13 protein-coding genes are annotated in these 12,595 nt (G+C 47.3%); 9 read left to right on the plus strand and 4 right to left on the minus strand.

Features of this window, described 5'->3' with window-relative positions:
- Positions 1 to 14 precede the first annotated feature (14 nt).
- From MHN31_RS09520 to MHN31_RS09535, 4 genes are read right to left on the minus strand one after another with little or no spacing between them, the layout of a single operon-like run.
- The gene (locus MHN31_RS09520) at positions 15 to 1,397 is read right to left on the minus strand and encodes an MFS transporter (protein ID WP_194866510.1); all 1,383 of its coding nucleotides are present in this window, start codon (positions 1,395 to 1,397) and stop codon (positions 15 to 17) included.
- 56 nt (positions 1,398 to 1,453) lie between these two features.
- Entirely contained in the window at positions 1,454 to 2,080 is a 627-nt protein-coding gene (locus MHN31_RS09525) for a peptidylprolyl isomerase (protein ID WP_125558010.1), read from the minus strand.
- Positions 2,081 to 2,091: 11 nt separating this feature from the next.
- Positions 2,092 to 2,655: a YajG family lipoprotein gene (locus MHN31_RS09530; protein ID WP_125558008.1), complete on the minus strand. Its 564-nt coding sequence runs from the start codon at positions 2,653 to 2,655 to the stop codon at positions 2,092 to 2,094.
- A 2-nt stretch (positions 2,656 to 2,657) separates the two neighbouring features.
- Positions 2,658 to 3,821, minus strand: a complete 1,164-nt coding sequence (locus MHN31_RS09535; RefSeq protein ID WP_239444184.1) for a methyltransferase — start codon at positions 3,819 to 3,821, stop codon at positions 2,658 to 2,660.
- 85 nt (positions 3,822 to 3,906) lie between these two features.
- Between MHN31_RS09535 and MHN31_RS09540 the strand changes: the two genes are divergently transcribed.
- The 9 genes from MHN31_RS09540 (at position 3,907) to nqrF (ending at position 12,308) form a co-directional block, all read left to right on the plus strand.
- Positions 3,907 to 4,509 (plus strand): alpha-ketoglutarate-dependent dioxygenase AlkB, encoded by a 603-nt coding sequence (locus tag MHN31_RS09540; RefSeq protein WP_239444156.1) that lies wholly within the window; start codon positions 3,907 to 3,909, stop codon positions 4,507 to 4,509.
- Positions 4,510 to 4,564: 55 nt separating this feature from the next.
- Positions 4,565 to 4,882: a BolA/IbaG family iron-sulfur metabolism protein gene (locus MHN31_RS09545; protein WP_010382937.1), complete on the plus strand. Its 318-nt coding sequence runs from the start codon at positions 4,565 to 4,567 to the stop codon at positions 4,880 to 4,882.
- A gap of 72 nt (positions 4,883 to 4,954) precedes the next feature.
- Entirely contained in the window at positions 4,955 to 6,145 is a 1,191-nt protein-coding gene (gene fabV / locus MHN31_RS09550; protein WP_194866507.1) for an enoyl-ACP reductase FabV, read from the plus strand.
- 381 nt (positions 6,146 to 6,526) lie between these two features.
- Positions 6,527 to 7,870, plus strand: a complete 1,344-nt coding sequence (locus MHN31_RS09555; protein ID WP_010382933.1) for a Na(+)-translocating NADH-quinone reductase subunit A — start codon at positions 6,527 to 6,529, stop codon at positions 7,868 to 7,870.
- 1 nt (position 7,871) lies between these two features.
- Entirely contained in the window at positions 7,872 to 9,071 is a 1,200-nt protein-coding gene (locus MHN31_RS09560) for an NADH:ubiquinone reductase (Na(+)-transporting) subunit B (protein WP_010382931.1), read from the plus strand.
- Positions 9,064 to 9,810 carry a Na(+)-translocating NADH-quinone reductase subunit C gene (locus tag MHN31_RS09565; RefSeq protein ID WP_010382929.1) on the plus strand — a complete coding sequence of 249 codons (747 nt, stop codon included), beginning with the start codon at positions 9,064 to 9,066 and terminating at the stop codon, positions 9,808 to 9,810. Before MHN31_RS09560 ends, MHN31_RS09565 begins: the two co-directional genes overlap by 8 nt.
- Positions 9,810 to 10,442, plus strand: a complete 633-nt coding sequence (locus MHN31_RS09570) for an NADH:ubiquinone reductase (Na(+)-transporting) subunit D (protein ID WP_235411014.1) — start codon at positions 9,810 to 9,812, stop codon at positions 10,440 to 10,442. The genes MHN31_RS09565 and MHN31_RS09570 overlap by 1 nt, the downstream gene beginning before the upstream one ends.
- A gap of 10 nt (positions 10,443 to 10,452) precedes the next feature.
- Entirely contained in the window at positions 10,453 to 11,061 is a 609-nt protein-coding gene (gene nqrE / locus MHN31_RS09575; RefSeq protein ID WP_010382927.1) for an NADH:ubiquinone reductase (Na(+)-transporting) subunit E, read from the plus strand.
- A 20-nt stretch (positions 11,062 to 11,081) separates the two neighbouring features.
- On the plus strand, positions 11,082 to 12,308 hold the full coding sequence (nqrF, locus tag MHN31_RS09580; protein ID WP_125558002.1) for an NADH:ubiquinone reductase (Na(+)-transporting) subunit F: 1,227 nt from the start codon (positions 11,082 to 11,084) through the stop codon (positions 12,306 to 12,308).
- Positions 12,309 to 12,595 lie beyond the last annotated feature (287 nt).

A 12,595-nucleotide genomic window follows, 5' to 3' on the forward strand; every position in this document is an offset into this window, starting at 1 on the left:
CTTTTTTCTTACCATTATTTTCCCTGATTGTGATAATTCTGCTCAATTTGATAAAGCTTATGACGGATTACGTATAAGAATATCAATGAAGGCACTACCATCAATGCTGTTAGCGCGAAAAATACCGCCCAGTTACCCCCTAACCAGTCATCAATTACGACTCCACTGTAGCTGGAGAGCACCGTACGACCTAGGCTACCGAGTGAGGCGAGCAATGCATAATGGGTTGCACTAAAAGCACGATCACATAACATCGAAATGAAGGCCACCATAGCGACCAGCGACCAGGCCTGGGTAAATCCATCTATGACAATAGCGAGGGCATACAGGTGCTCCTTGGGGCCTGCAACGGCTATCCAGGAAAACATCAAATTAGATGCTGCCATGGCAACACCACTGATAAACAGGCCTTTTACGATGCCGTATTTGTGATTGAAGATGCTGCCCAGAAACGCAAAGATAATTGTGATAAGGCCGGTTCCCAGTTTTGAATACTGAGCTATCTGGCTGTTGCTAAAGCCAATCTCTTTGTAGAACACGATAGACATGCGTGCCAAAAAGGCCTCACCAATTTTAAACAGAAAAATAAAGGCCAACAGGGCCAGGGCCGTTTTGACTCCATTGCGGCTAAAGAAGCTGCGAAACGGCTCAACCAGGGTGACAGCCAACCAGGCCAGAATACGCTGCAGTCGATTGTGTTCCAGCCCGCCAAGTCGTGACTGATATTGCGCTTGTAGTTGTTGCTGTGTGTGCTCCCGGTGAGACTGAGGTTCATGGGCACTGAGCGTGACCACAAATAGTGCCAGCATGATGGCTGCGAGCAATGTATATATCTCTGGCCAGCTGACACCCGGTAAATCTGCCGCAAAAAACGGGATGGCTCCAAGCAGGGCATAGCCACTCCACCATCCTGATGTTGCCATTGCAGCGGCCGCGGTGGACTTTTCACTTTCTTCTGGTGGCAGGATGTCAATCCGGTAGGCGTCTATTGCAATATCATGGGTAGCCGCGCTCAGAGCAATAATGAAACACAATAATGCGGCTTGATAAAGATCGGTTTTGAGGTCAACCTGACTTAAAGCCAGTGCTGACAGTGCAACAATCAGTTGTCCAGCAGCGATCCAGCTGCGTCTCTGCCCCAGCCATTGGGTAAGTAATGGCAGACGAACCCGATCCAGTAGTGGGGACCATAAGAAGTTAATGGTGTAGGCACTGAATACAATGCCAAATAACCCTATCATACTGCGGCTAAGCCCTTCGTCTTTGAGCCAGGCGGACATCACTGAGCCAATTAAAACCCATGGGAAGCCCTGACTGACCCCAAAAGCAAAGACAGTGAGCAGACGTCTGTCGCGATAGTAACTTACATAATCACGCAGGCTGGATGAAATGATCATAGTGTTTTCCAATGCAGCATCGCCCCGTTATGAGGCGGGGCGATGCTGACAAGCGATTACTCGAAGGTCTCTTCCGGCAGCATTTCAATGCTGTGGATGATCACAGGTTTTTTGGGTATAAAGGTATAACCCAGTTTCTTGTTGTAGTCTGTTTCGACTTGCATGATTTTGTCCAGTGTATCGAAGCCATCCGCGACACTACCAAATACCGCAAAGCCCCAGCCACGCCCAGGGTTGAGGTGGTCATTGTCATCCATATTGAAAAAGAACTGACGGGTACCTGAGTGCGGTTTATTGTCCTGATAAGCCATGGCAATGGTGTACATATTGTTTTTCAGGCCGTTGCCGCTTTCGTTAAAGATTGCCGGGCGCTCGAACATGCCATCATAGTCTTTATCATAGCCACCACCCTGGATCACGAAATCACGCTCATTAGCCTCGTCCCGCTCTACCCGGTGAAAGACTGACCCTTTATAGTCACCATTGATCACATAAGTGAGAAAGTTATTGACCGTAATAGGCGCACGTGAGCGATCCAGTTCTACGATCACTTTGCCCATCGAGGTGTTAAGCTGAACTTTGGGAAACAGGTTATCTTTTTGGACAAAGCGTCCTTCTTTATTGTTTGCAAATGAGAAACTACTGGTCAGTAGCAATGTCAACAGGATCAGGATACGAAGCATAACTTAGCCTTTTATTGTTGCAAAAAGTTGATTAGTTCTTTGTCCGACAGCATGCGAGTGACTACCTGCTCAGCAAGGCGGTTTAACTGCCCCTCTACCTGAGATTGGTCATGTTTTAGAGGCTTACTGAATGTTGCTTCACCAGTGAAGGGCTTGGAAAATGTGCGTTGTCCTTTACTTATCTCTACAACAAATTCGGCATGTGCTGTACTTTCGTGGCGACTAAGCGTCTCATCGACTTTGGCAATAAAGGTGCGAATACGCAGGGTCAGCTGTGTATCGCTCTGTGGTGACAGTGTCACCCCGTTGGCCTCAAGCGCCTGTGTCAGTAATTTGTTTAAGGTGACTGGTAGATCTGCATTTGGCAGATAAACTGCTGGTTCCTGTTCCAGTACTTTAATGGTGAACTTGGTTGTCCGGTTATCGATCACCTTAATCGCCAGGGTTTGCGACAACTGACTGATATTACCACCCTGATAGCTGGGGTTGAGGATCACTGTTTTAGGTGCACTGCTGCACCCTGCGAGTAAACTGAGGGCTGCACCAAAGAGAGATGCAGAAAATGCTAAGCGCATGATTAGCTCCTTTTAATAGAACTTAATACGGTAAACTTTTTATTATTGCCTATCACCTTACAATTCCCGAACAGGCGCTGCAACTTATCAAGGTAATCAAGGTGGCGATTGCCAATGATCCGTAACTCCCCGCCATTTCTCAGGGTGTGCTTAGCTTGTAAGAACATTTGCCAGGCAATGTGATCGGTAATGGCCTGTGCCTGATGAAACGGCGGGTTGCATAATACCAGATCGGCGGAGTTGGGAGAAAAGTCGCTGAGACAATCATTTTGAATAAACTGGCAGTCATCTACTCTGTCAGAGAGGTTGTGAGTGACGTTTTCGCGAGCACTGGCAACGGCCATCGCTGATTCATCGACAAATGTTACCTGTGCATTTGGCATCCGCGCCAGTGTTTGCAAGCCAATTACACCGTTTCCGCAGCCTAGATCTATCACCCGCAATGGCTTTTTACCTGCCGGCAGATAGTTCATAAAGAATCGGGCGCCGATATCCAGAGAGTCTCTTGAGAATACATTGGCATGGTTATGTATTGTGAAAGGGGTGTTTTCCAGCGCCCAGCTGACCGGAAATTTATCTGCAACGGGTTTACCTGTGGTGGTACAAAAGATCAATCGGGACTTTTTAACTGCCAGGCTGGTGGTTGGCGGTTGCATAAAGTGGCTGAAACTCTTGAGTGTCGAGGTATGGATCTCTTTGGCTTTGCCCGCTGCTACAATAGGGATACCTGCAGCCAGGTGGCTGAGTTGGGATAATTGATGTTGCAGCAACCCGGCATTTTTGGGCACTTTTATGAGGATCAGATCGCACTGTTCCGGCAAGGTTGCGAGACTATCTAGCTGAGTGAGTTTAGTTTCATCCAGTACCCACTCCAGCTGGTTTTCTGCCAAATTGTGGCGGGTTGCCTGTTGCGCCACAAAAGAATCACTTACTTGGGTAATATGCCACTGCGCGTGATCTTTTAGCCGTGCAGCCAGCGTACAGCTTAATGCGCCAAAGGCATCATTCAAGATTAGGATATCGCGTGCATCCGGATAGGCTGTGGTAATATGATCCAGTAGATATTCGTCGGCCGCATCCCAGGCTTGCAGACTACGGTTTTTTTGCTCAAGGGGAAAACGATGCAGGGTCAGAGCCGTGCCAGCCAATACAGCGTCGGTGATCATGATGGGGTGAATCTCACTCAAGGTTGGTGCTATCACCTTGCACACTAGCAAAGCGCAGCAGAACTAACAGAACACGTAATATAGCATGTCGAGACTGAACAAAGAATGTTTGCCCGGGCAAACACCACAATTGCCGCCGGGTTTTGAATATCTGCCAGCTTGTCTGAGCTTTGAAAAAAGCCTTGCGTTTTATACCCACCTGGCATCCTCCTTGGATTGGCAACAGCCCACCATTACCTTGTTTGGTCGAACTACACCGATCCCCAGACTACAGTGTTTTATTGCTGATAAGTCTGTGTCATATGGTTATTCGGGCACTGTGCTTGAGAATGCCCCCTGGCCGGATGTACTCAGCGCCATGCGCGCACGCCTGAGTCGCCAGTTTGGTCACGACTTTAATGCACTGCTTGTTAACTGGTATCGGGATGGGCAGGACAGCATGGGCTGGCACAGTGACGATGAAGCCGAGCTTGGACTGAATCCGACGATTTTCTCTATGTCGCTGGGGGCGACGCGCAATTTCAAAATTCGCCATAAGCAGACTCAGGAAACCCTGACTCTGCCTTTGCCGACGGGAAGTGGGTTACTGATGACGGGGCGCAGTCAGCATGACTATCAGCATGCACTGCCGAAACAAGCGCGCGTCACTCAGGGACGGATCAACCTGACATTCAGAACAGTTGGTTAATGGTGCATAAGTGCGTATAGTATGCGCTAAATTTTCTCCGCATCGGGAGTGAGTTATGTCAATGCAACAACAAATCTACAGTAAGCTTGCAGACGCCATCGCGTGCAAACATCTCAATGTTATTAACGAAAGTCATATGCACAGCCGGGGTAGCGAGTCACATTTCAAAGTGATTGCTGTCAGCGAAAAATTCGCGGGACAGCGTTTATTACAACGCCATCGCTTGATTAATGAGGTATTAAAGGAGGAGTTGGCACATCATATTCATGCGCTAGCCATTCACACTTATACCCCGGAAGAATATGCCGAACAGCATGGCGAAGTCCCTGATTCACCGAGCTGTCTGGGCGGCTCGAAATTTGATAGTGAGTGATCAGACCTGTGTTTGCAGGATCTGCATTTAAACTAACGCAGTTTTCATAATACAGAATATGTAGGAATAGACATGGTCATCAAACCTAAGATCCGTGGTTTTATCTGTACCAATGCTCACCCGGTGGGCTGTGCTGAGCACGTAAAAGAACAAATTGCTTATGTTAAGGCTCAGGGCCCAATAAATAATGGTCCTAAAAATGTCCTGGTGATCGGTGCTTCCACCGGTTATGGCCTGGCTTCTCGTATCACCGCTGCTTTTGGCGCTGGTGCAAAAACACTGGGTATCTTCTTCGAAAAAGAAGGTACAGAGAAAAAGCCGGCGTCAGCGGGTTGGTATAATACCGCTGCATTTCAGCAGGCTGCCGATGAGGCTGGCCTGTGGTCAAAAAACATCAATGGTGATGCATTCTCGGATGAGCTTAAAGCCAAAGCGATTGAGACCATCAAGGCTGAAATGGGCAAAGTTGATTTGATCATCTACAGTCTGGCATCACCGCGTCGTACTGATCCTAAATCGGGCGAGACCTTTTCATCGGTGCTAAAGCCAATTGGTCAAACCATCACAACCAAGAATCTGAATACGTCTAAGCGGATCATTGATGAAGTGACCGTTGAAGCGGCCAATGAAGAAGAAATCGCCAATACAGTGAAAGTGATGGGCGGTGAAGATTGGGAGTTGTGGCTGGAGGCACTGAAAGAAGCGGATGTGCTTGCTGAAGGGTTCAAAACGACGGCATATACTTATATCGGTAAAGAGCTGACCTGGCCTATCTATGGTCATGCGACCATAGGCAAAGCCAAAGAAGACCTGGATCGCGCGACAGATGCAATTAAAGCGTCAACTGCGCACTTAAACGGTGAAGCCTATGTTGCTTCATTGAATGCGGTCGTGACTCAGGCAAGCTCTGCTATCCCAATTATGCCCCTGTATATCTCTACTTTGTTCAAAGTGACCAAAGAAGACGGTACCTATGAAGGGACAATTGAGCAGATCCAGGGGTTATTCAGTGAAAACCTATACGGAGATACCCCACGCTTTGATGACGGTGGTCACCTGTTCCAGAACTACAAAGAACTGGAAGACGGAGTTCAGGCGCGCATAAAAGTGATCTGGGATAAAGTCGACACAGACAGTATCGATGAGCTGACTGATTACGTCGGTTATCACAATGAATTCCTGAAGCTATTTGGTTTTGGCATCGAGTCAGTTGACTATGATGCAGACGTGAATACGGCGGTTGAGATTAACCACCTAATCTAGTCGTCAGACGGGCGAAATCGCTGATTTCGCCCGTTTCATTGCGTACCCTTCATTAAGAATATTCCCCCCAGCAGTACTGTCAATTTCTCATCAATACCACTTTGGTCTATATTTAGATTCTTGCAGTGACACCTGATGAACTAAATCCATTGTTAAGTCGTATTATTTTCATATTTCCACTCGCATAGTCAGTACGATTAATGTTAAAATTGCGGAAATATGTAAGGACTATATACCACGGTGCTCGTTTCCCGTTGCGGACAGGTTGGCCCGACTTTGTGTATGTTGTGCCAGCTCTTTGACTCCAATACAACTCAGAGAATAGTGCCGTGGTAAGTAAAGATTTATCAATTTCTTTCCGTTAATGTAATGCAAGTGCGTATGATCAACATAAAAAAAGGTCTGGACTTACCCATAGAGGGCGCACCACAGCAAGTTATTCATGATGGTTCTGCTGTCAAACGAGTAGCTGTGTTGGGTGAAGAGTTTATTGGTATGCGTCCAACCATGCGAGTTCGTGTGGATGACCAAGTCAAGAAAGGCCAAGTTCTTTTTGAAGACAAAAAGAATCCTGGCGTCAAGTTTACTGCGCCAGCCTCTGGTGTAGTAAAAGAAATCAACCGTGGAGCCAAGCGTGTTCTTCAGTCTGTTGTGATTGAAGTACAGGGCGATGAGCAAATCACTTTTGAAAAGTTCCCGGCTGCTGAACTCGGCAACCTGGATCGTGAAAAAGTGAAAGAAGTGCTGATCGAATCGGGTCAATGGCCAGCGTTGCGTGCACGTCCTTTCAGTCGTGTAGCCGTACCTAGCGCGTCGCCAAGCTCGATCTTTGTTACCGCAATCGACACTAACCCTCTAGCTGCGGATCCTGCCGTTGTGATCGCTGAAAACGTGGAAGCGTTTGAAGCTGGTCTGGCTGTGGTTTCGCGTCTGACTGACGGCAAAGTGTTTGTGTGTAAGCAATCTGGCAGTAAGGTGCCGAGCTCTTCGCTTTCTCAGGTAGAAGTACATGAGTTTGCGGGTGTTCACCCTGCTGGTCTGGTTGGTACACACATCCACAATCTCGATGCTGTCGGTCCAAACAAGCAAGTATGGCACCTGGGTTACCAGGACGTAATTGCTTTCGGTAAGCTATTCCTAAGTGGTGAAATCTACTCAGACCGTGTTGTTGCTTTAGCCGGTCCGAGTGTGAAGAACCCACGTCTTGTTAAAACTCAAGTTGGTGCGTCGTTAACCGATTTAGTTGCAGGTGAAACTGAAGATGGTGAAAACCGGGTCATTTCTGGCTCTGTGTTAGCTGGTAAAACAGCCGCTGGTCCTCATGCTTACCTGGGTCGTTATCATGTACAGGTTTCTGTGCTGTCTGAAGGTCGCGAGAAAGAGCTGTTTGGCTGGATCGCACCAGGTAGTACTAAGTTCTCTGTAACGCGTACTTTCATCTCTCACTTTGCGCCAAGTCGTCTGTTCAAGATGACCACCTCTACCGGTGGCTCAAAGCGTGCGATGGTGCCAATTGGTAACTATGAGCGTGTAATGCCGCTTGATATCCTGCCAACTCTGTTGTTGCGTGACCTGATCTCTGGTGATTTGGACAGCGCGATTTCACTGGGTGCGCTAGAGCTGGATGAAGAAGATCTGGCGTTGTGTACTTTCGTTTGTCCAGGCAAATACGACTATGGATTAATCTTGCGTGATTGCCTGACTACAATCGAGAAGGAAGGTTAAAATGGCCTTAAAGAAATTTTTAGAAGACATTGAACCTCACTTTGAACCTGGCGGTAAACACGAGAAGTGGTATGCCCTGTACGAAGCAGTAGCAACTGTTTTCTACACGCCAGGTTATGTCAACAAAGGCGGCACTCACGTACGTGATAATATCGACCTGAAACGTATCATGATCTTAGTTTGGATGGCGACATTCCCAGCTATGTTCTTCGGTATGTTCAACATTGGCCATCAGGCTGCTATTGCGATTGGCAATGGTTTTGAAATCGCAAACACTTGGCAGGCAGCATTATTCCAGCTGTTTGGCGGTGAGCTAACAGCCGATTCTGGCTGGGGCGCAAAGATGTTCTACGGGGCCTGTTTCTTCCTACCAATTTACGCGACAGTGTTTATTGTCGGTGGTTTCTGGGAAGTGTTATTTGCTTCTGTGCGTAAGCACGAAGTAAATGAAGGTTTCTTCGTAACATCAGTACTGTTTGCCCTGATCTTGCCTGCAACGATCCCGCTGTGGCAAGTTGCGCTGGGTATCACCTTCGGTGTTGTGGTAGCAAAAGAAGTCTTCGGTGGTACAGGCCGTAACTTCCTGAACCCGGCACTGGCTGGTCGTGCATTCCTGTTCTTCGCATACCCAGGTGACATCTCAGGTGACACAGTGTGGACAGCGGTAGACTCTTTCTCAGGTGCAACTTACCTGGGTCAGGCTGCAACAGGCGCGCTTGATTATGACAACATGGTACTGTGGTGGAACGCATTCTACGGCTTTATTCAAGGTTCAGTAGGTGAAACCTCTACACTGGCTATCATGATTGGTGGTTTGTTCCTGATTTATGTTCGTATCGCATCGTGGCGCATCGTCCTGGGTACTTTCCTGGGTATGGTAGTGATGTCTATGCTGCTGAACATGATCGGTTCAGAAACTAACACTGTATTCGCTATGCCTTGGCACTGGCACTTAGTACTGGGTGGTTTTGCATTCGGTATGTTCTTCATGGCAACTGACCCGGTATCTGCCTCTTTCACAGACAAAGGTAAGTGGGCATATGGTGCATTGATTGGTGTAATGGTTGTGCTTATCCGTGTTGTTAACCCGGCATATCCAGAAGGTATGATGTTAGCAATTCTATTCGCAAACCTGTTCGCACCACTTTTCGACCACATGGTTGTGCAGTCTAATGTGAAGAGGAGATTAGCACGTGTCTAGTAACAATGAATCTATCGGCAAAACGCTAGGCGTTGTTGTTGGCTTATGTTTAGTGTGTGCGGTTGTCGTATCTTTTGCGGCAGTACAGCTTCGCCCACTACAACAGGCAAACAAAATCGAAGACGTGCAGCGCAACATTTTGGCGGCTGCTGGCGTTGAGAACGTTGAGAACGTGTCAGAAACCTACAATCAAGTGATTGACGCACGCGTTGTAGATATGAAGACCGGTGAGTTTGTAGACACAGATCCTAACTCATTCGATTTCACTATGACTAAGTTCGATGCGGCGCGCAGTGTTGCTTTGCCAAAAGCAAAAGACGTTGCGGGCGTTCAGCGTATGACGACTGAGTCTCCGGTTTACCTTGCTAAGAACAGCAATGGTAAATTTGAGTCTGTGATCCTGCCAATTCAGGGTTACGGTCTTTGGGGTATCATGTACGGCTTCGTAGCATTGGACCTGGACGGTGAAACCATTCAGGCAATCAAATTCTACCAGCACACTGAAACTGCGGGTCTGGGTGGCGAAATCCAAAACCCAAGATGGACTGCAACCTGGCAAGGCAAAAAGCTACCAATCGACGTAGTAAAAGGCACTGCGGGTAGTGATGTACATAAAGTAGATGGTCTGTCTGGTGCAACGTTAACGTCTAACGGTGTTGAAAATACATTTACGTTCTGGACAGGCGACGATGCGTTTGGTCCATTCCTTGCGAAAGTACGTGAAGGGGCATTGAACTAATGGCTAACTCAAAAGAAATGAAGCAAGTCCTGTTTGGACCTGTCTTTGCAAATAACCCAATTGCACTGCAAGTACTGGGTATCTGTTCTGCGCTGGCAGTAACTTCAAGCCTGAAAAACGCATTGATCATGTCAATTGCATTGACTGTGGTAACTGCGTTCTCAAGCTTGTTCATCTCTATGATCCGTAACCACATTCCGTCAAGTGTACGGATCATTGTTCAGATGACCATCATCGCGTCTCTGGTTATCGTTGTAGACCAGGTGCTACAGGCATTTGTTTATGCCACGGCGAAAGAACTGACGGTATTCGTTGGTCTGATCATTACCAACTGTATCGTAATGGGTCGTGCCGAAGCATACGCAATGAAGTCGCCACCTCTGATGTCATTCCTGGATGGTATTGGTAACGGTCTTGGTTACTCAGTTGTCCTGATCGCGATTGGCTTTGTACGTGAGCTGTTCGGTGCTGGTGCACTGTTCGGTGTTGAAATACTGCCACTGATCTCTAACGGCGGTTGGTACCAGCCTATGGGTCTGTTGGTTATGCCATTTAGCTCGTTCTTCCTGGTAGGTGTATTCATCTGGGCACTACGTACCTGGAAGAAAGACCAAGTAGAAGCTAAGGCATAAGGGGAGAGAGATGGAACATTATCTGAGTTTATTTGTAAAAGCGGTTTTCGTTGAAAACTTAGCGCTATCTTTCTTCCTGGGGATGTGTACTTTCCTGGCTGTATCTAAGAAAGTCACTACCTCATTCGGTCTGGGTGTTGCGGTAATCTTCGTACTGGGCGTTGCTGTACCAGTAAACAACGTGGTTTATCACGCTATTTTGGCACCGGGCGCACTTGAGTGGTTAGGTTTCCCTGAAGCTGATTTAAGCTTCCTGAAGTTCCTGACATTTATCGGTGTAATCGCGGCACTTGTACAGATCCTTGAAATGACTCTGGACAAGTTCTTCCCGGCACTTTACAACGCTCTGGGTATCTTCCTGCCACTGATCACAGTTAACTGTGCAATCTTTGGTGCGGTATCCTTCATGGTTGAGCGTAACCTGAACTTCGGTGAGTCAGTGATCTTTGGCTTAGGTTCTGGTGTGGGCTGGGCACTTGCTATCGTATTGCTAGCAGGTCTTCGCGAGAAAATGAAGTACGCTGATATTCCTGATGGTCTGCGTGGTCTGGGTATTACCTTTATCACTGTAGGTCTGATGGGCTTCGGCTTCCTGTCATTCTCTGGTATTTCACTTTAAGGTAGCGAGGAAACTATACGATGGAAACTATTGTATTAGGTGTAAGTATGTTCATCGCTATCGTTGTGGTGTTGGTACTTATCATCATTGCAGCGAAATCTAAGCTGGTACCTAGCGGTGACATCATGATCGGCATTAATGGCGATCCTGAAAAAGCAATTAAATCTGCACCAGGCGGTAAGCTACTAAGCTCACTGGCTGATGCTGGCATCTTCATTTCATCTGCCTGTGGTGGTGGTGGTTCATGCGGCCAGTGTCGTGTCCACGTACACTCTGGTGGTGGTGACATTTTGCCAACTGAACTTGATCACATCACCAAAGGTGAAGCCCGTGAAGGCTGTCGTCTGGCGTGTCAGGTTGCAGTAAAAACAGATATGGAGATTGAAGTTGAAGACTCAATCTTCGGTGTGAAGAAGTGGGAATGTACGGTTATCTCTAACGATAACAAAGCAACCTTCATCAAGGAGCTTAAACTGGGTATCCCTGACGGTGAGGTTGTACCTTTCCGCGCGGGTGGTTACATTCAGATTGAAGCGCCTGCACACCATGTTAAGTACGCAGACTTTGATATTCCTGATGAATATCGTCCGGACTGGGAGCGCTTTGGCTTCTTTAACCTGGAATCTAAAGTTGACGACGAAACAATCCGTGCATACTCAATGGCGAACTACCCGGAAGAGTACGGCATCATCATGCTGAACGTACGTATTGCGACGCCGCCGCCTAATAACCTGAGCCTGCCTTGTGGTAAGATGTCATCGTACATCTGGTCTCTGAAAGAAGGCGACAAAGTCACAATTTCTGGTCCGTTCGGTGAGTTCTTCGCCAAAGACACAGATGCAGAAATGGTCTTCGTTGGTGGTGGTGCTGGTATGGCGCCTATGCGTTCACACATTTTCGACCAGCTTAAGCGTCTTAACTCTGATCGTAAGATGTCATTCTGGTACGGTGCACGTTCTAAGCGTGAAATGTTCTACGTGGAAGACTTTGACGGCCTGCAGGCTGAAAACGATAACTTCCAGTGGCATGTTGCACTTTCCGATCCTCAGCCAGAGGACAACTGGGAAGGCTACACAGGCTTCATCCACAACGTACTTTATGAAAACTACCTGAAAGATCATGAAGCACCAGAAGACTGTGAATTCTACATGTGTGGACCACCGATGATGAACGCGGCGGTTATCAACATGCTGAAAGACCTGGGTGTTGAAGATGAAAACATCCTGCTTGATGACTTCGGTGGTTAAGCTGAAATACATATGATCTTAAAGTGGTTTTTAAGATAAAATAGAAGCCCCTTAGCAGTCATGCTGAGGGGCTTTTTTTATGGGTAATGCTCCGTACAGAGCGGGGGTTACTGGCAAACGATACCAATTTGCTTAATTAAGTGCTCTATTTTGAGGCGAGAAAATATGTTCGATAACAAGGCAAAAATTTGCGAACTTATACCTTAGGTAAAGGTTCTAAATGAGAAATTTTTAACACAGTTAGCGTCATATTTGCTCCGTCAAATTGAACAGGTATTAAGTGAAAT

This window comes from Pseudoalteromonas sp. McH1-42 (genome assembly GCF_022347845.1).
Taxonomy (GTDB): Bacteria; Pseudomonadota; Gammaproteobacteria; order Enterobacterales; family Alteromonadaceae; genus Pseudoalteromonas; species Pseudoalteromonas rubra_D.

Bases quoted from the DNA above. Each gene is read 5' to 3' on its own strand.
- MHN31_RS09520 (WP_194866510.1), bottom strand. From the start codon at position 1,397: ATGATCATTTCATCCAGCCTGCGTGATTATGTAAGTTACTATCGCGAC.
- MHN31_RS09525 (WP_125558010.1), bottom strand. From the start codon at position 2,080: ATGCTTCGTATCCTGATCCTGTTGACATTGCTACTGACCAGTAGTTTC.
- MHN31_RS09530 (WP_125558008.1), bottom strand. From the start codon at position 2,655: ATGCGCTTAGCATTTTCTGCATCTCTCTTTGGTGCAGCCCTCAGTTTA.
- MHN31_RS09535 (WP_239444184.1), bottom strand. From the start codon at position 3,821: ATGATCACCGACGCTGTATTGGCTGGCACGGCTCTGACCCTGCATCGT.
- MHN31_RS09540 (WP_239444156.1), top strand. From the start codon at position 3,907: ATGTCGAGACTGAACAAAGAATGTTTGCCCGGGCAAACACCACAATTG.
- MHN31_RS09545 (WP_010382937.1), top strand. From the start codon at position 4,565: ATGTCAATGCAACAACAAATCTACAGTAAGCTTGCAGACGCCATCGCG.
- fabV (WP_194866507.1), top strand. From the start codon at position 4,955: ATGGTCATCAAACCTAAGATCCGTGGTTTTATCTGTACCAATGCTCAC.
- MHN31_RS09555 (WP_010382933.1), top strand. From the start codon at position 6,527: ATGATCAACATAAAAAAAGGTCTGGACTTACCCATAGAGGGCGCACCA.
- MHN31_RS09560 (WP_010382931.1), top strand. From the start codon at position 7,872: ATGGCCTTAAAGAAATTTTTAGAAGACATTGAACCTCACTTTGAACCT.
- MHN31_RS09570 (WP_235411014.1), top strand. From the start codon at position 9,810: ATGGCTAACTCAAAAGAAATGAAGCAAGTCCTGTTTGGACCTGTCTTT.
- nqrE (WP_010382927.1), top strand. From the start codon at position 10,453: ATGGAACATTATCTGAGTTTATTTGTAAAAGCGGTTTTCGTTGAAAAC.
- nqrF (WP_125558002.1), top strand. From the start codon at position 11,082: ATGGAAACTATTGTATTAGGTGTAAGTATGTTCATCGCTATCGTTGTG.